Here is a 24,164-nt window from a genome sequence, read left to right on the forward strand (position 1 = left end):
TCACTCCTTGGTGCAGAGGGCGGCGGCGGTCACGGCCACGGCCTCGGCGGTGATGCCGAAATGGCGATAAAGCTCGGGGGCAGGGGCCGAGGCGCCGAAGCCGGTCATGCCGAGGAAAGCGTCTTCGGGCCGCAGCATCAGCCCCCAGGACTGGCGGATCGCGGCCTCGATCCCGACGCGGGGCGCCTCGCCCAGCACCCCGGCGCGGTAGTCTGCGTCATGGGCCGCGAAAAGCTCGAAGGACGGGGCCGAGACAACGGCGGCGCGGATGTTCCGGCGGGCCAGCAGGTCGGCAGCCTTCATCGCGATCTCGACCTCCGATCCGGTGGCGATCAGCGTCACGTCGCGGGTGGCCGCGTCACGCAGGATATAGGCGCCACGCGCGACCATGTTGGCGGGCGTATGGGCCGTGCGCAAAGTCGGCAGGTCCTGGCGCGATAGGCACAGCAGGGTCGGCGTGCCCGTGGCGCCGGCGGCTATGGCCCAGGCCTCGGCCGTCTCGACCGCGTCGGCGGGGCGGATCACGGTGAGGTTCGGCATGGCGCGAAGCGAGGCGATGGTTTCGACCGGCTGGTGGGTCGGGCCGTCTTCGCCCAGGCCGATGGAATCGTGGGTCATCACGTAGGTGACCGGCACGCCCATCAGTGCCGACAGCCGGATCGCCGGGCGGCAGTAATCGGCAAAAGCCAGGAAGGTGCCGCCGTAGGGGACAAAGCCGCCATGCAGCGCGATGCCGTTCATGGCGGCGGCCATGGCGTGTTCGCGGATGCCGTAGTGGATGTAATCGCCCGAGAAATCGCCGGGCGCGACCGGGGTCATGGCGCTCGACCGGGTGTTGTTCGACCCGGTCAGGTCGGCGGACCCGCCCACGGTGTTGGGCAGGGTGGCGTTCACCACCTCCAGCGCCATCTCGCTGGCCTTGCGCGTCGCGACCTTGGGGGCGTCGGCCGACAGGCGGGCCTTGTAGACGCTGAGCGCCTTGTCGAGCACGGCGCGGTTCACCGGCTTGAGGGATGTGTCGAAGGCCTCCCGCCTGGGGTGGGCGTCGCGGCGGGCCTCCCATTCGGCACGGGCCTTGGCACTGCGCCTCGCGATCGCCTCCCACCCGGCGCGGACATCGGCGGGGATCTCGAAGGCGGCATAGGGCCAGCCAAGTGCTGCGCGGGTCGCCGCGATCTCGGCATCGCCCAGCGGGGCGCCGTGGACCTTGTGGCTGCCGCCCATGTTGGGCGCGCCCTTGCCGATCACCGTGCGCGCCGCGATCATCGAGGGGCGGGGGTCGGTGCGCGCAGCGTCCAGCGCCGCCGCGATGGCCTCGGCATCATGGCCGTCGATCTCAAGCACATGCCAGCCGGCGGCGGCAAAGCGGGCGGGCTGGTCCATCGAGGTCGACAGAGAGGTCGGCCCGTCGATGGTGATGCGGTTGTCGTCCCAGACCACGATCAGCCGGCCAAGGCCCAGGTGCCCGGCCAGGTCAATGGCCTCGTGGCTGATGCCTTCCATCAGGCAGCCGTCGCCGGCCAGCACGTAGGTGTAGTGGTCCACCAGGTCGTCGCCAAAGCGCGCATTGTGCATCCGTTCCGCCAGCGCCATGCCCACGGCGGTCGAGATGCCCTGGCCCAGCGGGCCGGTCGTGGTCTCGATCCCCTTGGCATGGCCGTATTCCGGGTGCCCGGCCGTGCGGGCCCCCATCTGGCGGAAGGCGCGCAGCTGGTCGGCGCCCATGTCGTCGTAGCCCAGGAGGTGATTGACCGCGTAATGCAGCATCGAGGCATGGCCCGCGCTCAGCACGAAGCGGTCCCGGTCGGGCCAGTCGGGCGCGGCGGGGTCGATCCGCATGAAGCGGTTGAAGAGCACGGCGGTCACGTCTGCCAGCCCCATGGGCGCGCCGGGATGGCCGGATTTCGCCGCCTGCACGGCATCCATCGTCAGCACCCGCAGGGCGTTCGCCATCTGGGTTTCGTCAGCGATGACAGGAGTTTGGATGGTCATTGCGTTTCCTCCTTGAGGGGTCAGGCCCGCTTGGATTCGGACACCAGCCGGTGGATCATCGGCGTGAAGATCAGCTGCATCGCCAGGTCCATCTTGCCGCCGGGGATGACGATGCTGTTGGCGCGGGTCATCCAGCTGCCCGAGATCATCGAGGTGAGGTAGGGAAAATCGATCCCGCGCGGGTTCTTGAACCGGATCACCACGAGGCTTTCGTCCGCCGTCGGGATCCAGCGCGCGATGAAGGGGTTGGACGTATCCACCACCGGCACCCGCTGGAAGTTGATGTCGGTCTCGGAAAACTGCGGGCAGATGCAATGCACGTAGGCGTGCATCCGGCGCAGGATCGTGTCGGTCACCGCCTCGGTGGTGTAGCCGCGCTTGGAGCTGTCGCGATGGATCTTCTGGATCCATTCGAGGTTGATGACCGGCACCACCCCGATCTTGAGATCGGCCAGCGCGGCCAGGTTGACCTCGTCGTTGACGACGGCGCCATGCAGGCCTTCGTAGAACAGCAGGTCCGACCCGTCCTCGAATGCCGCCCAGTCGGTGAAGGTGCCGGGGGCGGCGCCATAGCGCTCGGCCTCCTCGTCGTCGTGCACGTAGTGGCGCGTCTCGCCGGTGCCGGTCTCGCCATAGGTGCGGAAGATGTCCTCGAGCTTGGCCAGCTCGTTGGCATCATAGGAAAAATGGCTGAAGGTCTCGTCCCCGGACGCCTTGCGCGCGTCCAGTTCGGCCTTCATCGCGGCGCGGTCGTAGCGGTGAAAGGCGTCGCCCTCGATCGACACGGTCTGCACGCCCTCGCGGCGGAAGATCTGGTCGAAGGTCGACTTGACGGTCGTGGTGCCGGCACCGGACGAGCCGGTCACCGAGATGATCGGATGCTTCTTGGACATGGTTTCTTTCGGGTGTCAGCTGCGGAACAGGCCGCGGTTGGCAAAAAGGGCGGAGACTTCGGTGCCGGGCAGGTCATGGTAGCTGGCCACCCGGTCCACCTTGTCGGGCGTGCCGAAGACGAAGGGCGTACGGGCGTGCAGGCTGGTCGGTATGCGGTCGAGGATGCGCTGCGTGCCGGTCGTGGCCCGCCCGCCGGCCTGTTCGACCAGCATGGCGATGGGCGCGCATTCGTAGACCAGCCGCAGCCGCCCCTGTTCGTAGCCGCGGCGGGCATCGGAGGGATAAAGGAAGATCCCGCCGCGGCACATGATGCGGTGGGTTTCAGCCACGAGGGAGGCCACCCAGCGCATGTTGAAGTTCTTTTCGCGCGGCCCCTCGGCCCCGGCGAGGCAATCGTCGATATAGGCCCGCACGGCCGGGTCCCAGTGGCGGTAATTCGAGGCGTTGATCGCGAATTCGCTGGCCGGGCTCGGGATCGAGGGGACGGTGTCGGTTTCGACAAAGCTCCGCGTCGCCCGGTCAAGGATGTATTGCCGAACCCCGTCGCCATAGGTCACCACCAGCGCGGTCTGCGGCCCGTAGATGAAATAGCCGGCGGCGCGCAGGTGCGTGCCGGGGCGCAGGAAGGTGGCCAGGCCATCCTCGGCCGCGTCCTGGATGCCGAAGATCGTCCCGATGGACACGTTGGCGTCGATGTTGGACGAGCCGTCCAGCGGGTCGATGGCCAGCGCCAGCGTGCCGGTGGGGTCGATCTCCAGGACACTGTCCTGCTCTTCACTGGCGTACCAGCGCAGGCCGGTGTCCCGCAGGGCAAAGGCAAAGGCTTCGTCGGCCATCACGTCCAGCGCCTTCTGCGCGTCGCCATCGGTGTTCTCGCCCACCTCGGCGGCCAGCGCGCCGCCCAGCGGGCCCCGGCTGATCAGGTCCGACAGGTCGGCGGCGACCTGGCACAGCGCCTCCATCACCGGGGCCAGGTCTGCCGGGATACCCGGCTTGTCGGTTGGTGTGGTCATCTGCATCGCAAGGCCTCCCGTCCTCGAACGCGTCGTCATGGCCCCTTGCTTAGGGCCAGAGCTGGGGTTAAGAAAATTTTTAAAAACTGACGTGAGAGTAAGAAAAATCTAATGAAGTGGGTCGATCAGATCACCTTGCGACAATTGCGCGCGCTCAGCGAAGTGGTGCGGCTGGGCACCATTTCGGGGGCGGCAGAGGCGCTGGGCCTGACCGGTCCTGCGGTGCATAACCAGCTGAAAACGCTCGAGGAAGCGGTGGGCGCGCCGCTCCTGGAAAAGCAGGGGCGCGAACGCAACGTCCCGACCGAACAGGGCCGCGCGCTGCTGATCGCCGGGTCCGAGATGCGCGGCGCGCTCGACCGGGCGGCGCATCAGATTGACGCACTTGGCCGGGGGCTTTCGGGCTCGGTCGTGCTGGGTGTCGTGTCGACCGCGAAATATTTCGCCCCGCGACTCGTGGCCCGGTTGCACGACGCGCTGCCGGATGTCGAGGTCGTGCTCAAGGTCGGCAACCGGCAGGAGACGATCCAGGCGCTGGCGCGGCACGAATTCGACCTTTGCATCATGGGCCGCCCCCCGCGTGAGCCGCTGGTGACCGCCCAGCCGCTCGGCCCCCATCCCCATGTGCTGATCGCCGCCGCGACCCACCCCTTTGCCGAGGTCTCGCCCGTGCCGCGTGCCGCGTTGCTGGAACAGACCTACGTGATGCGCGAGGAAGGCTCGGGCACCCGCATCCTGGCCGAGCGCTGGCTTGATGACCTTGGCGACGGGCGCGAGGCGCGGCGGGTCGAGATGTCGTCGAACGAGACGATCAAGCAGTCGGTGATGAGCGGGCTGGGGGTGGCGATCCTGTCGGCCCACACCGTCGCGGACGAGCTGGCGGCGGGGCGGCTGGTGACGCTAGACGCGCCCGGCCTGCCGGTGCTGCGCCACTGGTTCCTGCTGACCCCGAACGAAGCCCGCATGTCGCCCACGGTGCGCACCGTGCGCGACTGGCTGGCCGAGAACACGGCGCAGCTGCTCCCGACGCAGGGCTGACCGGGCTGGGCCGACCGGCGCGCCAAAGATCGAGTGCCTTGCCCGCATCGCCGCGATCACTAGCCTGGCGGCCCGGTGCGTCGCTTCCGCCATCCCCTAAGGCCTTTCGCCATCCGGGAATTCAGTGCCGCGCAGCCGCGAGGGCGCGCGGGACACAACCATGGTAGTCTCGGGATTGCCCTTATTCGCGCGGCACCGAGGGTGCCCGCCGCAGGTCGGCAACGTTTGACATGATCTTGAAACCCCGGTGCGGCGGTGCGGCATGTCCTGGGACGCGCGGGCTCGATGCCGCGGAAAGCGCTTTCGATCAGCCTGTCGCTGCCTTGGGCTGACCCATGTCCCCGCGCCGGGCCTGCGACGTGGCCATGGCCTCGGGGTCTTGTGTCGCTCAGATCGCGGGCAGCCGGGGCCGGACCTGCGCAATGTTTGAGGACGAACACGAGCCCGAGTTCGAGGACTCTTCGTCCCAGCCGTTCAACGCGTTGAAGGCGATCACCTTCCTGTTTTTCCTGGCCTTTGCCGCGATCAACCCGACCGAGCAGACCGGCAAGGTCTACCCCAAGGCCGAGATCCTGATCCCCGTGAACCGGGCCGGCAACAACCCCGATGACGTCGACACCTACGTGGCGGTTCGCAGGGCGACGTGGTCTGGTACAACCGGCGCGAGGCGGGGCTGATGCATCTCGACCGCGACGACCGGGGCATGTTCAGGGACGTGATCCTGGTCGGCGGGACCGAGGTCGAGACCCAGCTGAACCAGGACTCCGTCAGCCTTTGGGGCCTGCAAGATGGCGAATATGCCGTGAACCTTGTTCACTACATCGCCAACGGCACTGGCCCGCTGCCGGTCACGGTCGAGGTGGAAAAGCTGAACCCGACCGTACGGGTCAACTACGACGGCACGCCCGAGCTGCAGGGAAAGGCGGATGAACAGGCCGCCGTCCGCTTTACCAAGGACGGGGTCGAGGTGCGCAATGTCCATGACCGCTTCCGCAGGGTGATGGCGTTGACGCGGCCTTCGGGTGCCGCGGGCCCGGCGCGGGCGAGGCACAGGAATGAGCGAGGCGCTGCTGATCGTCGTCGGGCCTATGGCGGGGCCGTCGTGCTGCTGGTGATGCTGCGGCTGCCGTCGACCCAGCGGCTGGCGGTCAAGCTGGCCGCCGTGGCCATGGCCGCCGCGCTGATGCCGATGACCGGCAACGCGCGCTGCATTGCTTATGCCACGCAACACCCGCGACCGGTGATGGGCCGGGACCGGCTCTTCCCTTGTCCTGGAACCGGGCGATGGAACGGGCAGGGGCCATTCAGGACTGATCTCGCGTCGACAAGGCGACCGGGCAAGATGAATACGCCGGACCGGGCCGACTGGAGCGCGGTCAGATCGCGGGTGACGGCGGCTGGCCCGTCAGCGGCCATCTGCGCAAGCCGATCCTGCTGGCCCCGACCGGGTCGACCAGCGCCCCCGGTGCAGACAGCGCCAGGTCGCGCCGGTCCGCGTCACCGGCATGGACCGTGCCGCGCAGCACGTGGAGGGCCGCCATCGGCTCGTCCGCGACCTGCAACTGGCGCACATCGTGCACCAGCACGGTCGGGAAACCGTCCCCGACGAGGCGCGGCAGAACCGGCTCCTGGAAATGCGTCGTGCCCTCGTCGCCAAGCAGGAGGCACAGGGTCGGGTCCAGCATGAACCGCTCCTCCTACAGCCGGGCCACGCCGCGCCCCGCGGCGGCCGGCGCGGCCTCGAGCCCCGGCGGCAGCGGGTAGGCGGCAAGGCGCAGCCGCGCCTCTGGGCCGCTGCCGGGAAGGCCGGGCAGGGCGCCCGCCATGGTCGGCAGGCCAAGGCCCGACAGGGCCGTGAGGACAAGAAAGAACGGCGTGCGCACCATGGGCGGGACCCTCTGGAAGATGGCTCGCCCCCGGCCGGCACGCGACCCCGCGCCGCCCCGGCGATGGCCGCCATGGCGGCGAGCCGGAGGAGGGGGCCAAGAATATTTTTTCGGGGAAGCGGATTGTTAAGCACTTCGTCCTAGCGTGCCGCTCGTCCGCCACCAAACCACGGACCAGAGAGCTGCAAGCCGGGAGCACCGCGATGATCAAGCCGTTCGAAGAGGCCGACCTGAAGGGCATGGGCGAGGCCCTGCTGACAAACGCCGTGATCATCAAGATCGATCCCGACACGCTCGAGATCCACGCGGCAAGCGAAACGGCCCGCAAGGCTTTCGGTCGCAAGCTGACGACCAAGGGAACCGGGCTTTTCGACATCGTCGTCAAGCGCGACACGCTGGTCGCCGACATCACCGCGACTGCCGGCGGCAAGGGCAGCCACACCTTCCAGGTGCCGGTGGACGAGCCGCCCGGCTCGGACATCTTTCATGGCTATATGCAGGTCAACCCCGCGGGGGCCATCGTCATGGCCGGCACCGTGCTGCCGCCGGGTGAAAAGATCAGCGGCTACCTCGACGCCATCGGCCGCACTCACGGGATCGTCGAATACGACCCCGACGGCACGATCCTGTCGGCGAACAAAACGTTCCGCGACCTGACCGGCTATTCCGAGAAAGAGCTGATCGGCCGTGCGGTCGGCACGCTGGGCCCCCGGCACGAAGCCGAGGCGCCCGAGACCCGCCGCATGTGGGAGGCGCTGCGCCAGGGCAAGCTGCGCGAGGGCGAGTTTCACCGTATCGGCAAGGCCGGCAACGACCTGTGGATGCGCGCCAGCTACACGCCGATCCTCGACCCCGAGGGCAATGTCGAGCGCGTCGTCGAATACGCGATGGACGTGACCGCCGCCCGACTCGAGGCGGCCACGACCGAAGGCATGATCCAGGCGCTCGGGCGCAGCCAGGCGGTGGTGGAATTCGACCTCGACGGCACGGTCACCGCGGCCAACGACAATTTCCTCGCGCTGATGGGCTACGACCGGGAAGAGGTGATCGGCGAAAATCACCGGATCTTCTGCACGCAGGACTTCGTCCGCTCGTCTGGCTATCGCGACCTCTGGGCCAAGCTCTCGGCCGGCCAGCACCAGGGCGCCGAATACGAACGGCTGCGCAAGGATGGCAGCTCGGTCTGGATCCAGGCGACCTACAACCCGATCTTCGGGCCGGACGGGCAACTGCTGAAGATCGTCAAGTTCGCCTCGGACGTGACCGCCGCGCGACTGGAGCGGGCCGATCTCGAGGGGCGGATGGCCGCCGCCTACCGCAGCCAGGCGGTGATCGAGTTCGACCTCAAGGGCCACGTGCTCTGGGCCAACGACATCTTCCTCAACCTCACCGGCTACACCCTGACCGAGATCGAGGGCGAGCATCACAAGATGTTCTGCACGCCCGACGATGCCGCCTCGCGCGATTATGCCAACCTCTGGCGCAAGCTAGGCAAGGGTGAATACGACGCCGGCGAATACCGGCGGGTCTGCAAGGACGGGTCCGACATCTATATCCAGGCCAGCTACAACCCGATCTTCGATCTGCAGGGCAAGCCGATGAAGGTGATCAAGTACGCCTCGGACGTGACGGCGACCAAGGAACGCTCGGCCGAGTTCGAGGCCAAGGTCAAGGCGGTCGACCGCGCCCAGGCGGTGATCGAATTCGACCTCGAGGGGCGGGTGCTGTCGGCGAACGAGAATTTCCTGCGGCTGATGAAATACGACCTCTCGGAGGTGATCGGCAAGAAACACGCCATGTTCTGTTCGCAGGAGATCGTGGACAGCGAAGCCTACCGCCGGTTCTGGGAAAGCCTGGCCGCGGGCGATTACCAGGCAGGGGAATACGCGCGGATCGGCAAGAACGGCAAGGAGGTGTGGATTCACGCGACCTACAACCCGATTTTCGACCTGGCCGGGCGCCCGGTGAAGATCGTGAAATTCGCCAGCGACATCACCGCCGAAAAGACCCGCAATGTCGAATTCGAAAGCAAGATCGACGCCATCGACCGGTCGCAGGCGATGGTGCAGTTCGACATGGACGGCCGGGTCATCGCGGTGAACGAGAATTTCCTGGCCGTCATGGGCTATTCCAGGCGCGAGATCCTCGATCAACACCACGCGATGTTCTGCACGCCCGACCACGTCAAGTCCCAGGAATACCGGGATTTCTGGCGTGCGCTGAACCGCGGCGAACACCAGGCGGGCCGCTTCCACCGGCTGGGCAAGTACGAACGCGACGTATGGATCCAGGCCACCTATTCGCCGCTGCTCGACCTGCACGGCCAGCCGGTCGGGGTGATCAAGTACGCAAGCGACATCACCAGCCAGGTCGAGCTCGAGCAGGAGATCCAGGCCAGCGCGGCGCAGATGCACCAGGTGGTGGCCGGCCTCGGGGAATCGATCTCGGACATCGGCTTCTCGACCAACGAGGCGCGCGGCCGCGCCAAGGACACCGAGCAGAACGCAAATGCGGGCTTTGACGCGCTGAACCACACGATCGAGGCGATCGAACGGATGCAGAAAAGCTCGGGCGAGATCGCCGAGATCGTCAAGATTATCGGCGAGATTGCCAACCAGACCAACCTGCTGGCCTTCAACGCCGCCATCGAGGCGGCGCGCGCGGGCGAACACGGCGTGGGCTTCTCGGTCGTGGCGGACGAGGTGCGCAAACTGGCCGAGCGCAGCTCGGAAGCGGCGCAGAAGATCAACCGCCAGATCGGCGAGAGCGAGGCGCGGGTGAACGAGGGCACGACCCGGTCCATCGCCGCGCGCGAGGCCTTTGAGCGGATCGTCGACAGCGTCGCGCAGACCGGCGAGACGATCGACCGCATATCGGATTCGGTCGAAACGCAGCTGACGGCCTCGAAGGACGTGCTGCAGCTGATCGACCGTCTCTCGGATACGCGCAAGGTGGCCTGACCCGTGTCGGATCTCGAGCTCTTCACGCCCGGGGAGACGGCGTCGGACGCGGCCTCGGGCAGCTTCTCCGAGGCTGCCGACACGGCGATCGCGCTGCCCGAAACCGTCGCGGCCAAAGAGGCGGCGGCGACCGGACCGACAGCCACAACGGCGGCGCCCGGGGACGGACCGGACCGGCCGGCTCAAGTTGAGACAGCGCTCAGGGTCGCGCCGGTTGGCCCGGCCGCGTCGCCTGATACCGAGGACCCCGCCGCCCATGCCCCCGGCCTGCTCGCGCCCGCGGCGGGCGCGGACGCGGGCCCCACTGCCCTTGACTTCATGGGCGTCTTCGCGGTGGGCGACCTGCTGTTCGGCATCCCGGTCGACCATATCCGCGAGGTTGTGCCGGCGCCCAAGTCCTACCACGCCCTGCCCGAGGGGACGGCCGATTTCTTCGGGGCCATCGTGCTGCGCGACCACACGATCCCGGTGAAATCGCTGCGCCGCCAGTTCGGCCTGCCCGACCCGGATGCCGGCGAGGTGATCGTGATCCTGCAATCCGAGCAGCGGTCGCTCGGCATCCTCGTCGATCGCGCCTGCGAACTGGTGCGCAATTACGTGGAAGGGCTCGAAGCGGTGCATCGCCGCGCCTCTGACCCGATCGGTGACCGCTGGCTCGGCCCCGACGGCCGCCCGATCACCCTTGTGAACGTGGCCCGGCTGTTTGACGCCTCGGGCGTCGTGCTCGACAGCCAGGCCGGGTGGCCCAGAAGGGCGAGGTGACGAACCGGCGGCCCTTCCTGATGTTCACCTCGAGCGGAGTGAACTTCATGGCGCCCCTGGCCGAGATCGTGGCGACCGTGCCGCAGGTCGAGGTGACGCCCGGGTCGGTTGCCGGCGGGATCTGCGCCGGCATGCTGCGCCGCCACGGGCTCGAGATGGCCGTGGTCGATACCCGCGCCGCCTTCGGCTTTGGCCCGCCCGGCCCGCCGGTCGCCGCGTCCGCGGGGATCGCGGTCGAGTTCGGCAGCACCGGCACGCTGGCCTTCATGGTGGATGCGGTGACCGACATCCGCCGCGTCGATCCGGCGGGGATCGTGCCGGTGCCGCCAAAGGTCTCGCGCCGGTCGGACCTGCTGGACGGCGTCTTCCTCGACCCGCAAGGGCGGCAGCATTTCGTCGTGGATCCGGCGGCCTTCCGCAAGGATCCCGGCCTCTGCCGCCTGGCCGAGCTGGCCCACCGCGTCTCCGCCAGCAGCGAAGCCGGCGGCGACAGCATCTACGGGGGCACCGGGCAGGGCCGCTCGGTCTTTGTCATCGTGCACGGCGGGGCCCGGGTCGCGATCCCGATCGACCAGGTGGTCGAGGTGCTGCGCGTCCCGCCGCAACTGCGGGGCCCGGTCTCGTCCGGGCACCTGGCCAACCTGACCCACCGCGGCAGCCTGATGCCGGTGTTCGACCTGGCCGATCGGCTGGGCTACCCGGCGACCGAGCGGACGCCGGACGCGGCCATCCTTGTCGTGCGTCGGGAAGACTACCTGTACGGCTGGATCGTCGCCCGCCTCATCTCGATCGAGGTCGGCACCCTGTGGCGGGACGACCCGGGCGACGTGGTCGAAGGCGAGCCGCGCACCGGCACCTGCGTCCAATTCGGCGGGCCCGAGGGCGAGATGGTCGGCGTCGTCGATCTGCGCGCCTGCCTGGCCTGACCGCCAGACGGCCCCGGCACCCAGGTGCGGGCCCGGGCGCCCGTCATGGGGGCCCGGGTCCGCGGGGCGGCGGGGAGTGCCGCATCGCGGTCAGACCAGGAAGTCGTCCGCCGTCAGGACCGGGGCGCCATCCAGCGCCATCTGCACGTCTGCCGCCCCGTCGCCGTCGAGATCGGCCAGCAGCAGCGTCTGGCCGCCCGAGACCTCGGCCCGCAACTCTCCGGCACCCCCCGAGAAGGCCGCGCCGCCGATGAAGGCGAGGCCGTCGATGGCCGAGACATCCAGCAGGTCGACCCCGGTCTCGAAATCGGTGATCCGGTCGCCCTGCATCTCGTCCAGCGACAGGAACCGGAAGGTGTCGGCCCCGGCACCGCCGGTCATCACGTCGTCGTGGGCGCCGCCGATCAGCAGGTCGTCTCCGGCCCCGCCATACAGCGTGTCCTGGCCAAGCTGGCCCAGCAGCGTGTCGTTGCCGATCCCGCCCGACAGCATGTCGTAACCCTTGCCGCCCTCGAGACGGTCGCGCCCCTGGCCGCCGTAAAGCGCATCTGCGCCCTGGCCGCCCAGCAGCAGGTCGTCATCCCCGCCGCCGTAAAGCGCGTCGTCGCCGTCGCCGCCCAGCACCGTGTCGGCGCCGGCATTGCCGAAGAGCAGGTCATAGCCCTTGTGCCCCTCGAGCCGGTCGTCACCGCGTTGGCCGCGCAGCGTGTCGGCCCCCTGGCCGCCCAGCAGCAGGTCGGCCCAGGCCCCGCCCGAGAGTGCGTCGGCCCCGTCGCCGCCGTCCAGAGTGTCGCGCCCGTCGCCGCCGAAGGCCACGTCGGCAAAGGCCGTGCCGGTCCAGCGGTCATGCCCGGTGCTGCCGATCAGCTCATGGGCCGTGCCATAGATGGCCGCCAGGATCGGATCCGCATCGGCAGTCAGCCCGTCCGGCCCGCCGCCCATCATGCCCGACACGATCTCGTGCACGTCGCCCTTCACGCCCACCGCGTTGACGATCCCGAGGTTCGAGATCGTCACGACCTCGCCCATCTCGCCGACCCGGCCGTCTGCGTCCAGCGCCAGGTCGCTGGCGGCGTCGTCCCAGGCCGCGCCCAGCGTGCCAAGGCGGATCTGGTCGATGGTGCCGCTGACCGAGTGGTTCGAGAAGGTATAGGTGAAATCGCTGCCCTCGAGCAGGACGATGCGGGTGTCCGCTTCGGCCCCGGCGGTGGGCGTGTCGAGGTGCAGGATCTGCGTCGTCTCGGCCGCATCGGCGGCCAGGAAGACCGGGAACTGATAGGGGGTGAAGCCGTCGAACTGCGCCGCGAGGTACGCGTCGAGGTCGACGCCCGAGCCGTCGGCAAGCGCGGTCAGAGTGAGGGTGATGGCCATGGGACCTCCGTGATGTGGGGCCTGTCAGAAGCGGTAGACAAGCGAAGCGGTTGCGTTGAACCCTGGCTGCGGCTGGGTATTCAGGTGAGGCGTGTAGACCTCGTCGAGGATGTTGTTGAAGCTGGCCGAAATGGTCGCCCGGTCGTCGAAGTCGTGGCTGTAGAACAGATCGAGCGTCTGGTAGCTTTCCGTCGTGACGCGGCCCGCGGCGTCTGCCTTTTCGCCCGACCGCGTCAGCCGCGCGCCGTAGTTGCTGCGCCCGTCCGCGCTGGTAATCCCGCCCGACAGCACGACGCGCCAGGGCGGCACGCCGGTCAACGGTGCGCCCGTGGCCGCGTCCTGCCCGTCCAGCACCTGGCCGATGAGGCTGGCAAAGACCCGATCCGCCTCGTAGCGCGCCTCGAGCTCGAAGCCGTCGATCCGGACCTCGTCGATGTTCCGGTACTGGCTGTAATTGTTGAAAATCGTGCCGACGCGCGCCATCCCGATGTAGTCGGTCACCTGCGTGCGGAAGACGCCGGCGCGCAGGTCGAGCCGGTCCGACGGCGCCAGCAGCCCCTCCGCGCCATAGCTCAGCGCCAGCTCGAGCGTGCGGGCGCGTTCGGGGTCGAGGTCGGGGTTTGGGCGCACCTCGAACGGGGCCGGTTGCGGGTGCGATCCGCTGACCAGGCTCTCGTTCAGCGAGGGCGGGCGGAAGGCCATCCCGGCCGAGGCCGAGAGCGTCAGCCCGGTGCCCAGCGGAACCTCCAGCGCGAGGCGGGGCGAGATGGCCGAGCCGCTGTTGCCGCGCCCTGGCGCGCTGAGCGCGTAGTGGTTGAAGCTGACGCCAAGCGTGGCCGTGACGGGGCCGAAATCCATCCGGTCCTCGGCGTCGAAGGACAGGAAGGTGCGGCTGCCCGATGGGGTGAGCGTCCCGGTGCGGGCGTGGGTGTCGACCCGGTCGCGGAAGGCCTCGAAGGTCAGGGCGATTTCATGGCTGACGGCGCCGGTTTCGGCGAGGCGACGCGCCTCGGCCAGCAGGCCGGTGGTCGCGGTGTCGTAGCTGTCGGACCCGCCGGTGGGGGTGAGCGTTGCGTCGAGGTCGCGCCGCGAGACGTTCATCGCGGTGTGGTAGACCGAGGCGTCGAGGTCCCAGCCGCCCACCACGTCGTAGCCTTCGAACGACAGGCGTAGCGTGCCCTTGCGCAGGTCGATGTCGCGCGGGGTGCTGGTGTCATGTCCGGTGACGTAATCCTGCGCCAGCGCATCGGCGCTGAGCGTCCAGCGGTGCCCGGCATCGGTGTCGAGCCCCAGCGCCACCAGCATCGACCGGCTTTCCTGTGCGGCCTCAACCCGTGTGCCGTCCGGCGCGGTATAAGCGCCGCGTTCGGCGCGGGTGACGGCAAAGGTCAGGTCGGCGTTGTCGCCCAGCCGCTGCGCTACGGCGACGTGCACGGTGGGGGAGGCGTCGAGCGTGCCGTAGCGCAGCCGGACCTCTCCGCCCCGGTCGCCGCCATCGAGCGGCAGCAGGTCGGCGGCCGTGACCTGCCGCATCGCCACGGCGCCACCGATGGCGCCGGGCTTGGCGCCGGCGCCGCGCGTCACCTCGACGCTGCGCAGCATCTCGGGGTCGATGGCAAAGGTGCCGTTGGCCGTGTGCCCAGAGCGGGCAAAGTTCTGGCGCACCCCGTCCACGGTCACCGCGACGCGGCCGTGGTCCTGCAGGCCGCGCACGTTGACCGCCAGTTCGGCATCGCCGCCGTCGCCCAGCTGCACGGTGACGCCGGGCACGGTTTCCAGCGCCCGGACAAGCCCCGCGGCGCCGGGGTCGCGGGCGAGGTCCTCGGCCGCGACGGTCGTGCTGGCCGCCTCGGTTGCCGGGGCTTCGGCATCCAGCACGATGTCGGGCAGGCGGTAGCTGCCGCTCTCCTGGGCCAGGGCGGGCAGTGCGGCGCTGCCGACGAGGGCAGCGAGGACAGAGAGGGGCGCGGCATGTCGCGGCATCGGGGACGCTCCTGGCAAGCGGAGGAAGAGGGCGCTCGGGGGACGGTCCCCGCGCACCCGGGCCTGGGGCCCGTGAGGAACCGGGCGTCAGGCCCAGACGAACATGCTGTCGTCCAACGTCGCGGCGGCCACGTCCAGCAAGTGGATCTCCACGTCGCCGGTCTCGAGGATCGTGCGCGTCGCCGTTTCGGTCACGGTGAAATCCGCGAGGGTGGTGAGGCCCAGGGCCGAGACGTCCAGCAGGTCTTCGCTACCGTCGAAATCGGTGATCACGTCGCGGTCCGACACCTGCCAGATGACAAAGGTGTCGGCTCCGTCGCCGCCGGTCAGCAGGTCGGTCTTCTGCCCGCCGATGATCCGGTCATCGCCCGCGCCGCCCAGGATGGTGTCGTTCTGCTTGCCGCCGTAGATCGTGTCGCTGCCTGCGCCGCCGACAAGGTAGTCGGCCCCGCGCGCGCCGCTCAGCAGGTCGTCGCCTTCCATCCCCAGCAGGACGTCGCGGCCCTGGTTGCCGTTCATCACGTCATCGCCGCCCATGCCGGTCAGCACGTCATCGTTGTCGGTGCCGAACAGCGCGTCGTCGCCCGAGGTGCCGATCATCTCGACCCCGTAGTGCGACAGCACCTCCTCGATCGCGGCGGCGTCCAGGTTCTGCACGGCGGAATAGAGCGCGTAGACCGGGTTGGCCGCCAGGTCGTTGCCCGCGCCGACCTCGGCAATGAGGTCGAAGCCCGAGATGCGGACCTCGGTCGCAAAGCCGGTCACCAGCCCGGCCTCGCCGGTGCCCTGGGTGCCGGTGGTGGTGCCGTCCACCCAGTCGCCGAATGTCAGGCTGTCGACCTGGCCCGAGATGCCGTGCCCGTAGGCCATGCCGGAATGGATGAAGTCATAGGCAAGGTCCGCGCCCTCGGTCAGCACGGCCGCGCTGACCGGGTCGGTGCCGTCGGTGTAGTGGCGCACGTGCTGGTCGCCGTTCATGTAGTAGGTCGCGCCAAAGGCGCTGTCGGGCGTGCCGCCGTAGAACATCCCGTCGCCCGAGGCGAGCCCGGCGAAGAAATCGGTGAAATACGCGGTGGAATCAAAGCCTGCCGCCCCAAGGGCGGAGGCGTCGATGGTCAGGGTGCCTGCCATGTCGGTCCTCTGTGTGATCGAGTTGTCTCGTCGAGGCTGGCGTCTGGCTGGCGCGTCGTGGGACCCGTCTCGTATATCCGACTTAAATTGTCAAGTTCTCTTCGGCCGGATTCCCGGGCCGTTGCGCCGGGCGTGGCCCTGGCACGGCCCGGCACGCGGCCGCCGCTTTACCCAAGGTTGGTTTTCGCAAGATTCCGCGCCCCGTGGGTTGAAGTTTCTTGCCGTCACCGCTGCAGTGCCGCAAAATTTGTTGACGTTAGGGAATGGTAGAACTCAGGGCGGCCGATGAGCGCGAGCAGGGAATTTCTGCGTCTCTTCGAAGCGGAATACGACAACCGCGCGGAATTCGCGGTTCGCCTTGCGGTCGTCGGCCTGTCTGCGGTCGTGCTTTACCTCTACACCGGCTGGGGCATCGCCTTTCTCTGGGTGGGCCTCTATTTCGGCCTGCATCTGGTCTATTGGCTGTACTTTGCGCTGGCGTTTCGCGGGGTGGTGCCGCAAAGCGTCTCCTTCGCGTCGGGGATGTATCTCGCGTTGATCGCGGCCTTCATCTGGATGCCCGCCTACCTGTTCCAGTTCGAGGATCTCGCGCTGCGGGTGCCGTCCTCGGCGGCGCTGGGGGCGTTCCTGATGTTCATGATCCGGCGGGCCGATACCAGCCGGGTGCTGGTGATCGGCCAGGTGCTGGCGGTGCTGGGCACGGTGACGGTGGTTGTTGTGCTGACCGCCGACGATATCGACAACTGGATGGCGCAGTCCGTGGTGGTGATCGCCGGGCTGGGGCTGGTCGGCTATTTCGCGCAATCCCTGCTGGCCGCCCGCACGCGGCGCCTGCGGTCCGAAGAGGCGATGCAGGCCAATGTCCAGGTCCAGAAGATGGAGGCGATCGGCCGTCTCGCCGGCGGGGTCGCCCATGATTTCAACAACATGCTGACCGTCATCCTTGGCAACCTCGAACTGCATGAACTGGCGGAGACCGAGTCGGATCGGCGCGAGACGCTGGATGCCGCGCGCCACGCGGCCGAACGGGCGCGCGAGACTGTGCGCCAGCTGATGAGCTTTTCGCGCAGCGCCGAGCTGACCGAGACCCAATGCGACCTGGTCGACATCGCCCGGCGCAGCGTGTTGCTGGCGCAGCCGCTGGTCACCTCGGCCATCACGCTGCGGCTCAACCAGAAGGAATCCAGCCTGCCGGTGCTGGTGGACGAAAGCCATCTGCTGACGGCGCTGCTGAACCTGGTGATCAATGCCAAGGATGCGCTGGACGGCTCGGGCGTCATCACGGTCTGCTGCGACCGGATCGAGACCGATCAACCGGTGATCTCGGCCGAGGGGCGCCCCGAGCCGCCGGGCTGCTACGCGCGCATCGCCGTGCGCGACACCGGGCCCGGCATTCCGGCCGAGATCCGGCACCTGGTGCTCGAGCCGTTCTTCACCACCAAGCCGCTGGGCAAGGGGACGGGGCTGGGGCTGGCCATGGTCGCCGGTTTTGCGCGTCAATCCAAGGGGTTCATCCAGATCGACAGCTCGCCCAACGGGACCGAGGTTGGCATACTCCTGCCGGACCTGCCCGCCGCGACCCTGGCCCCGTCGGCGGGACACGCGGCACCTGAACGGAGTTCAGCACGGGCGCCAGAGACCCGGCCGGAGCAGGCGGCGGCGGGAAAGACCTGACCGGCGGCCCTTCGCCCGGGCACCGCCGCGGCGCGCCCCGGCGGTTGAAAACCTTTGGCCCCGGGTCTAGGTTCCTTGCACCAGACAGGAGCCTTTCAGCCATGGACATGACCCTCGCCGCCTTCGCCCTTCCGATGTTGCCGCGCGAGATGTCCCATGCCTGTGTCCGTTTCCCTCACCAACCTCACCTGGTCGCCGCCTGACCGCCCCCCGCTTTTCACCGACCTGACGCTGGCCTTCGGGCCTGAACGCACCGGCCTTGTCGGGCGCAACGGCACGGGCAAGAGCACGCTGCTGCACCTTGTCTCGGGCGCGCTGGCGCCGGCGGCGGGGCAGGTCCAGGTGCGCGGCAGCTGCGCCCTGCTGCGGCAAGAGGTGATCGACCGCCCTGGCGACACGATCGCCGACCTCTTCGGCGTGACCGCGGCGCTGGCCCTGCTGGACCGCGCCGCCGCCGGCGCCGCCGATGCCAGGGTGCTGGCCGAGGCCGACTGGACCCTACCGGCCCGGATCGAGGCGGCGCTGGCGCGCTGCGGCCTCGTGGCCGATCCGGGCACGCCGCTGGCGCAGCTGTCGGGCGGGCAGCGGGTGCGGGCGGCGCTGGCGTCGATGTTTCTGGCGGCGCCTGACGTACTGCTGCTGGACGAGCCAACCAACAACCTCGACGCCGATGGGCGACAGGCGGTGGCCGAGATCCTCGCCGGCTGGCGCGGCGCGGTGATCGTCGCCAGCCACGACCGCGCGCTGCTTGAACAGGTCGATGCCATCGTCGAGCTGACCGGGCTGGGCGCCACCCGCTACGGCGGCCCCTACAGCGCCTATCGCGCTCTGAAGGACACCGAGCTCGCGGCCGCCGAACAGCACCTCGCCCATGCCGAGAAGACCCGCGACGATGCGGCCGCCCGCGCGCGGCAGGCAGCCGAGCGCAAGTCGCGCAAGGACGCGGCGGGCCGGCGGTCGCGTGGGACCGGCAGCCAGGGCAAGATGCTTCTTGACAAGCGGCGCGAGAGGGCCGAGGGCACGCTTGGCGCGGGCACCCGTCTGCGCGAGGCGCGGGCCGAGGCGGCCGATGCGGCGCTGCGCGACGCGCGCGACCGGGTCGAGGTGCTGCAACCCATCCAAATGGAGATCGCGCCGACCGGCCTGCCGGCAGGACGCACGGTGCTACAACTGGACGGCGTGACCGGCGGCCACGACCCGGCGCAGCCCGTGATCCGCGACCTGTCGCTGACCCTGACCGGGCCGGAAAGACTGGCCCTCGCCGGCCCCAATGGTAGTGGCAAGTCGACCCTCCTAGCCCTGGTGTCAGGCGCTTTGACGCCGACGAAAGGCAGTGTCTCGTGTCACGTTCCCATGGCGACGCTCGATCAGCATGTGACGTTGCTGCATAGCGAAGAGACGCTGCACGCCGCCTTCCTCCGGCGCGTCCCGGGCAGCGACGCCAATACCGCCCACGCGGCGCTGGCCCGCTTCGGCTTCCGTGCCCATGATGCGCAGCGCAGGGTGGCTGATCTCAGCGGCGGCGAACGCCTGCGCGCGGGCCTCGCCTGCACCCTCGGCACCGTGCCGCCGCCGGGTCTGCTGATCCTCGACGAGCCGACCAACCACCTCGACCTCGACAGCCTGGCCGAGCTGGAAGGCGCGCTGCAAGCCTATGACGGCGCGCTCATCGTGGTCAGCCACGATCCGGACTTCCTCGAGGCCATCGGCATCACGCGCACCCTGCGGCTGGGGGGCTGACCCCCTGCCTTTCACTGTTCCACAAATACTCAAATCCCCGCCGGCCACGGGCGGGGCGGGCGGTCACTCCCACTCCATCTCCTCGTAAACCCGGCCCGCGTTCTTGGTCGCCAACTCCTCGAACGTGTCGAGATGGGCCCAGTTCGACTGGTCCACGTAATAGGCGTCGGCCAGGTCACCGCCGTCCTCGATATGCGCGCCGATCTTGGCGCGCAGGTCCTTGAGATAGCCGATGGTCCCGATCTCGACCATGGCGAGGTTGGTCGGATGCCCGTGCCCGGGGATCACGTAGGTGGGCGCCAGTGGCATGAATCCGGTCTCGAAGGTCTCGATCCAGCAGCGGGTGCAGGCGCCTTCGAAGATCGGCGGCATCCGCTCGTGAAACGCGATGTCTCCGGCGATCATCAGGCTCCACTGCGGGATCCAGACCTGCGTGTCGCCCGGCCCGTGCGAGGGGCCCAGGTGCAGGATCTCGAACCGCACGTCGCCCATCGTCAGCTCGTGTCGATCCTCGAAGGACAGGTTGGCGGGCACCACCGTCGTGCCTTCGGCCCTGTCGCGGTTGGTGCGCTGAATGTTCATCAGCTCCTGGTGCCCCTCGGTCTCCATCTCGTGGATCGCGTCGGCATGCGCCAGGATGTCGACGCCCTGTTCGGCCCAGTAGGAATTGCCCAGAAAGGCATGTCCCTGGCCGTTCTCGTCGATCACCAGCCGCACCGGCTGGTCGGTGACGGCGCGGATCTCGTCATGCAGCGCCCGGGCCAGCCGGTACGAGGCCCCGCCGTTCACCACCACGACCCCGTCGCCGGTCACGACAAAGCTGAGGTTGTTGTTGTGGCCCGCGTTTTCATAGGTCGGCGGGGCGGTGGCGCCGATGGCGCTATAGACGTTCGGGATGACCTGCACGGGCTTCGAATAGAGCTCGGATTGCGGGTACTGGTCGGCGATGTCCTCCGAGCCAAGGGCGGGCAGCGCCCCGGCCAGGATCAGCCCCATGGCGGCGATCGGTTTCATCTCGGCTCCTTCCTGCAAGATTTCGATTGGTACACATTCGTATCCGTGAATGTCAACGGCGCGCCTCTGCACGTTTCCTGCACAGATGCTGCGCCATGGCTGCACGAGGGGCCGGGCAGGGTGGCGGCAGACAACGAGAGGACAGCAAGATGCAGACAATGACCCTGCGGGGCGTGCCCCGTTCCATCGCGCGCGATGCCTGGTGGCTGGAGGGCGGCCCGGTGACGAAGGACCCGGCACCCGGGGCGCGTGCCGGGCGCGGGCCTCGTCTGGCGTGGTTGGCGGGGCTGGTGTTGCTGGGCGATGTGCTGTTCTGGGGGCCGCAGGGTGTCGGTGTCTCGGCCGCGATCTTTGCGTTCGCGCTGCTGATTGCCGCCCTGCCAAGGGCACAGGGCGCGCGGCCTTCCCTTTCCGCGCTGGGGCTGATGGGCCTCGCCCTGCTGCCAGTCATGGAACATGTGCAGTTCCTGTCGCTCGCCGTCCTGCTGCTCGGCCTGCTGGCGGCCATCGCGGTCGCACATCACCCGCGCGCCAGTCTCGAGGCGCTGGCCGGGACGGCGCTGTCCTTTGCCCTGCGCTACCCGGAACGGCTCGTAGCCCCGTTCCGCCAGGCGCATCTGGCCGCGCCCTGGCGGGGTCCCGGCGGGGCCGCCGGGTTGCGGCAGGCGGCGCGCACCTGGGCGCTGCCCCTCGGCGGCACGCTGGTCTTTGCCAGCCTCGTCATGGAGGCCAACCCGGTTCTCTTGCGGCTGCTGCAACTCGATTTGGATCTCGAGACGCTCGCCCTCCGCAGCCTGTTCTGGCTGGGCCTCGCGCTCATGGTCACGCCTTTTGCCTTTGCGTATGTTCCGCAGGCCGCGCTGCCGGGGTCCCTGCCGGCGCGTCCCGTGCCCTTCGGGATCAACGCCGCCTCGGTCCTGCGGGCGCTTGTCGCCTTCAACCTGGTGATCGGCGTGCAGATGGCCACGGATCTCACGATCCTCGTCGGCGGGGCCGCGCTGCCCCAAGGCATCACCTATGCCGTTTACGCCCATGGCGGCGCCTATCCGTTGCTGGCGACGGCGCTGCTGGCCGGGCTCTTTGCCCTGGCCGCGCGGCCGGTGCTGGGAGAGCACCGGCTGATCCGCCCGCTGATGCTGCTTTGGCTCGGCCAGAACATTGCGCTCTGCGGCTCGGCGGCGCTTCGGCTCGACCTTTACGTGGAGGCCTACGGGCTCACCTACCTGCGGCTCTATGCCTTCATCTGGATGGGCCTTGTCGCCGTGGGCCTGGTGCTGACCGCCTGGCAGGCGATCCGGGGCCATGACACGCGCTGGCTGCTGCTGCGCGCCGGGGCGGTGGCGGGCGTGACGCTTTACGCCTGCGCCTTCGTCAACTTCGCCGAGGCGATTGCCAGGACGAACCTCGCCCGCGACACCGTCGACATGGCCTATCTCTGCGACCTTGGCCCCATGGCCGCCGGGCCGATCATGGCCAGAGGACGACCTGGCTACGGCGGGCCCGGCGGCCGACAGGGCTATCGCCGGACCGATTGCGCCGCGCTTTGGGGCCAACCGGCAGAGACCTGGCAGGAATGGGGCTTTCGCAAGTGGCGGGTGCAGCGTTACGTTTCGCAAGCACAGGCCGAGGCAAGGAAGAGCGGCAGATGAAGATCCTGATCGTCGACGACGACCCGCGCCTGCGCGAGCTCTTGCGGATCGCGCTGGAACGCGACGGCCACGTCACGCTGCAGGCCGCAGACGGCGCCACCGCGCTGACCCATGCGGCGCGCGAGGCGCCCGACCTGATCGTGCTCGACGTGGGTCTGCCCGAGATGGACGGGTTCGAGGTCTGCCGCCGCATCCGTGCCCGCTCCGAAGTGCCGATCCTGTTCCTGACCGCCCGCGATGACGAGATCGACCGCATTCTCGGGCTGGAACTGGGCGCCGATGATTACGTGACCAAGCCGTTTTCCCCGCGCGAAGTCGTGGCCCGTGTGCGCGCCATCCTCAAGCGCACGGGCGGGCAGGGGGCGGGGACCCTGCTGCGCCACGGCCGGCTGGCGCTGGACCTTCGGGCGCGCAGCTGCCAGCTGGACGGGTCCGAGGTCGCGCTGACCGCGACCGAGTTCCAGCTGCTGGGCCAGCTCATGGCCGACCCAGCGCGCCTGCATGCGCGCGGCACGCTCAGCGCGGTGCTTTACGGCCGGGCGGCGGTGAGCGAACGCACGCTCGACAGCCACCTGCGCAACCTGCGCCGCAAGCTCAGCGATGCGGGCTGCGACGGCGCGGTGGAAAGCGTGCATGGCCAGGGCATCCGCCTCGGGCCCTGCGCATGAGCCGCCGCTGGCGGCCGTCGCTGGCGCTGGTGCTGGGGGGCGCGCTGGCGGGCACTCTGGCGCTGTCCTTCGCCGGATTGGTGGCGCTGCGCTACCTCGGCCCCGAGATCGGGTTCCGCTGGGCGGCTGTCCTGCTGGCGCTGGGAATCACCGCGCTGACGGCGGGGCTGGGCTGGCTGCTGGTGCGGTTGCTGCTGCGCCCGATCCGCGCGCTGGAAGCCTATGCGCGGGCGACCGAGGCCGGCGATCCCGCCGATCCGCCCGCCCATTTCGGCACGCGCGAGCTGCATGCCACCGCCCGCCGCGTCATCGCCATGGCCGAGGCGCAGCAGGGCCGGGAAGCCTCGGTCCGTGCCTATACCGACCACGTGACGCACGAGCTGAAGACCCCCGTTGCCGCAATCCGCGCGGCGGTGGAATTGATGGAGGACGGCGGCGCCCTGTCCCCCGATGACTCGGCCCTGCTGGCCCAGGTCGACGGCGCCCGCGCCCAGATCGAGGCGCAGTTGTCGGCTCTGCGCGACGCCGCCCGGGCGCGCGAGACGCGCTATCTCGGGACCTGCACGCTGGCCGATGTGGCCCCGGGACTCGGGGCCGATTGGCCGGACCTGACACTGGCGAGCGAAGGCGACCGGGTGCCGCTGCCTATGGCCGCCGAGGGGCTGGCACTGGTGCTGTCGCAGCTCCTCCGCAATGCAGCCGAACATGGCGCGACCCGCGTGAGCCTGTCGTCCGAGGGCCCACGCCTCACCGTCAGCGACAACGGCCCCGGCATCTCGGACGGCAACGCGGCCCGTATCTTCGAGCCGTTCTTCACCACCCGCCGCGACCAGGGCGGGACCGGCATGGGCCTGGCCGTCACGCGCGCCATCCTCGCCGCCCACCGCGGCCGCATCCGGCATGTCCCCGGGCGGCCCGGCACCACCTTCGAGATCACCTTCGACCCGGCTACCCCGTGACCGGCGCCAGCAGGATGCTGCTTTCGCTGTTCGTCACCCCCGGCGCCTCGCGGATCTCGCGCAGGGCCCGGTCAAAGGCCGTCAGGCTTTCCGCCCGGATCTCGACCACCAGGTCCCAGGCGCCGTTGGTCGCGTGGATCGTCGCCACCTCGGGGATCTTGCGCAGAGTGCGGATGACGGCGCGCGACATCTGGCCCTGCAACGCGACCATGGTGATCGCCTTGACCGTGCCCTCCACGTCCACATCCGTCTCGATGGTGAACCGCCGGATCCGCCCCTCGGCCACCAGCGCATCGAGCCGCGCCCGCACCGTGGTGCGCGAGGCGCCGATGGCGTGGCTGAGCTGGGTCACCGACATGCGGGCATTGCCGCGTAGGGCGGCGATCAGGGCGCGGTCGGTCTCGCTGAGCGGGGTCATGGTCATTTCGCCGGATTGTCTGGTCAGAATGATCAATCGTCTTAGGTCTTTTGTCAATTTCATGCACGATATCGACATCCGGCGCA

20 protein-coding genes are annotated in these 24,164 nt (G+C 69.1%); 10 read left to right on the forward strand and 10 right to left on the reverse strand.

Annotated elements, in window-relative coordinates; translation table 11 throughout:
- The 3 genes from tkt to MF270_RS11665 are packed head-to-tail and all read right to left on the reverse strand — an operon-like array spanning window position 1 to window position 3,899.
- Window positions 1–1,992: a transketolase gene (tkt, locus tag MF270_RS11655; RefSeq protein ID WP_238366063.1), complete on the reverse strand. Its 1,992-nt coding sequence runs from the start codon at window positions 1,990–1,992 to the stop codon at window positions 1–3.
- A 20-nt stretch (window positions 1,993–2,012) separates the two neighbouring features.
- Entirely contained in the window at window positions 2,013–2,885 is an 873-nt protein-coding gene (locus MF270_RS11660; RefSeq protein WP_238366064.1) for a phosphoribulokinase, read from the reverse strand.
- A 15-nt stretch (window positions 2,886–2,900) separates the two neighbouring features.
- Window positions 2,901–3,899 carry a class 1 fructose-bisphosphatase gene (locus MF270_RS11665; RefSeq protein ID WP_238366268.1) on the reverse strand — a complete coding sequence of 333 codons (999 nt, stop codon included), beginning with the start codon at window positions 3,897–3,899 and terminating at the stop codon, window positions 2,901–2,903.
- A 111-nt stretch (window positions 3,900–4,010) separates the two neighbouring features.
- On the opposite strand from MF270_RS11665, the gene cbbR reads away from it, so the two are divergent.
- Together cbbR and MF270_RS11675 are read left to right on the forward strand one after the other, a co-directional pair.
- On the forward strand, window positions 4,011–4,937 hold the full coding sequence (gene cbbR, locus MF270_RS11670; RefSeq protein WP_238366065.1) for a LysR family regulator CbbR: 927 nt from the start codon (window positions 4,011–4,013) through the stop codon (window positions 4,935–4,937).
- Between the two features lie 422 nt (window positions 4,938–5,359).
- Window positions 5,360–5,614: a hypothetical protein gene (locus MF270_RS11675; protein ID WP_238366066.1), complete on the forward strand. Its 255-nt coding sequence runs from the start codon at window positions 5,360–5,362 to the stop codon at window positions 5,612–5,614.
- A 699-nt stretch (window positions 5,615–6,313) separates the two neighbouring features.
- Here the strand turns inward: MF270_RS11675 and MF270_RS11680 are convergent.
- Window positions 6,314–6,622: a hypothetical protein gene (locus MF270_RS11680; protein WP_238366067.1), complete on the reverse strand. Its 309-nt coding sequence runs from the start codon at window positions 6,620–6,622 to the stop codon at window positions 6,314–6,316.
- A gap of 12 nt (window positions 6,623–6,634) precedes the next feature.
- Window positions 6,635–6,823 (reverse strand): hypothetical protein, encoded by a 189-nt coding sequence (locus tag MF270_RS11685; RefSeq protein ID WP_238366068.1) that lies wholly within the window; start codon window positions 6,821–6,823, stop codon window positions 6,635–6,637.
- A 203-nt stretch (window positions 6,824–7,026) separates the two neighbouring features.
- Here MF270_RS11685 and MF270_RS11690 point away from each other — a divergent pair, with 203 nt between their 5' ends.
- From MF270_RS11690 to MF270_RS11700, 3 genes are read left to right on the forward strand one after another with little or no spacing between them, the layout of a single operon-like run.
- On the forward strand, window positions 7,027–9,783 hold the full coding sequence (locus MF270_RS11690) for a methyl-accepting chemotaxis protein (RefSeq protein ID WP_238366069.1): 2,757 nt from the start codon (window positions 7,027–7,029) through the stop codon (window positions 9,781–9,783).
- A gap of 3 nt (window positions 9,784–9,786) precedes the next feature.
- On the forward strand, window positions 9,787–10,545 hold the full coding sequence (locus MF270_RS28355) for a chemotaxis protein CheW (protein ID WP_238366070.1): 759 nt from the start codon (window positions 9,787–9,789) through the stop codon (window positions 10,543–10,545).
- Entirely contained in the window at window positions 10,524–11,471 is a 948-nt protein-coding gene (locus MF270_RS11700; protein WP_238366071.1) for a chemotaxis protein CheW, read from the forward strand. The genes MF270_RS28355 and MF270_RS11700 overlap by 22 nt, the downstream gene beginning before the upstream one ends.
- A 90-nt stretch (window positions 11,472–11,561) precedes the next feature.
- Here the strand turns inward: MF270_RS11700 and MF270_RS11705 are convergent, their stop codons facing one another.
- From MF270_RS11705 to MF270_RS11715, 3 genes are all read right to left on the reverse strand, one after another.
- The gene (locus tag MF270_RS11705) at window positions 11,562–12,842 is read right to left on the reverse strand and encodes a calcium-binding protein (protein WP_238366072.1); all 1,281 of its coding nucleotides are present in this window, start codon (window positions 12,840–12,842) and stop codon (window positions 11,562–11,564) included.
- Between the two features lie 24 nt (window positions 12,843–12,866).
- On the reverse strand, window positions 12,867–14,825 hold the full coding sequence (locus tag MF270_RS11710; RefSeq protein WP_238366073.1) for a TonB-dependent receptor domain-containing protein: 1,959 nt from the start codon (window positions 14,823–14,825) through the stop codon (window positions 12,867–12,869).
- 87 nt (window positions 14,826–14,912) lie between these two features.
- A complete protein-coding gene (locus MF270_RS11715) occupies window positions 14,913–15,956 on the reverse strand; it encodes a calcium-binding protein (protein WP_238366074.1) in 1,044 nt (347 codons plus the stop codon).
- 285 nt (window positions 15,957–16,241) lie between these two features.
- On the opposite strand from MF270_RS11715, the gene MF270_RS11720 reads away from it, so the two are divergent.
- Together MF270_RS11720 and MF270_RS11725 are read left to right on the forward strand one after the other, a co-directional pair.
- On the forward strand, window positions 16,242–17,630 hold the full coding sequence (locus MF270_RS11720; protein WP_238366075.1) for a sensor histidine kinase: 1,389 nt from the start codon (window positions 16,242–16,244) through the stop codon (window positions 17,628–17,630).
- A gap of 156 nt (window positions 17,631–17,786) precedes the next feature.
- Window positions 17,787–19,370, forward strand: a complete 1,584-nt coding sequence (locus MF270_RS11725; RefSeq protein ID WP_238366076.1) for an ABC-F family ATP-binding cassette domain-containing protein — start codon at window positions 17,787–17,789, stop codon at window positions 19,368–19,370.
- A 63-nt stretch (window positions 19,371–19,433) separates the two neighbouring features.
- Here MF270_RS11725 and MF270_RS11730 read toward each other — a convergent pair whose 3' ends face one another.
- The gene (locus tag MF270_RS11730; protein ID WP_238366077.1) at window positions 19,434–20,384 is read right to left on the reverse strand and encodes an MBL fold metallo-hydrolase; all 951 of its coding nucleotides are present in this window, start codon (window positions 20,382–20,384) and stop codon (window positions 19,434–19,436) included.
- A gap of 149 nt (window positions 20,385–20,533) precedes the next feature.
- On the opposite strand from MF270_RS11730, the gene MF270_RS11735 reads away from it, so the two are divergent.
- Genes MF270_RS11735 through MF270_RS11745 form a run of 3 tightly spaced genes read left to right on the forward strand, consistent with a single transcriptional unit; the run spans window position 20,534 to window position 23,660 of the window.
- Window positions 20,534–22,033: a DUF4153 domain-containing protein gene (locus tag MF270_RS11735; protein ID WP_238366078.1), complete on the forward strand. Its 1,500-nt coding sequence runs from the start codon at window positions 20,534–20,536 to the stop codon at window positions 22,031–22,033.
- The gene (locus tag MF270_RS11740) at window positions 22,030–22,701 is read left to right on the forward strand and encodes a response regulator transcription factor (RefSeq protein ID WP_238366079.1); all 672 of its coding nucleotides are present in this window, start codon (window positions 22,030–22,032) and stop codon (window positions 22,699–22,701) included. The genes MF270_RS11735 and MF270_RS11740 overlap by 4 nt, the downstream gene beginning before the upstream one ends.
- Window positions 22,698–23,660 (forward strand): sensor histidine kinase, encoded by a 963-nt coding sequence (locus tag MF270_RS11745; protein WP_238366080.1) that lies wholly within the window; start codon window positions 22,698–22,700, stop codon window positions 23,658–23,660. Before MF270_RS11740 ends, MF270_RS11745 begins: the two co-directional genes overlap by 4 nt.
- Here MF270_RS11745 and MF270_RS11750 read toward each other — a convergent pair.
- Window positions 23,650–24,114, reverse strand: coding sequence for an Lrp/AsnC family transcriptional regulator (locus tag MF270_RS11750; protein WP_238366081.1), 465 nt, complete (start codon window positions 24,112–24,114; stop codon window positions 23,650–23,652). The two genes, MF270_RS11745 and MF270_RS11750, sit on opposite strands and share 11 nt — an antisense overlap.
- Between the last annotated feature and the right edge of the window lie 50 nt (window positions 24,115–24,164).

It is taken from the genome of Mesobacterium pallidum, from assembly GCF_019966535.1.
Classification (GTDB): Bacteria; Pseudomonadota; Alphaproteobacteria; order Rhodobacterales; family Rhodobacteraceae; genus Mesobacterium; species Mesobacterium pallidum.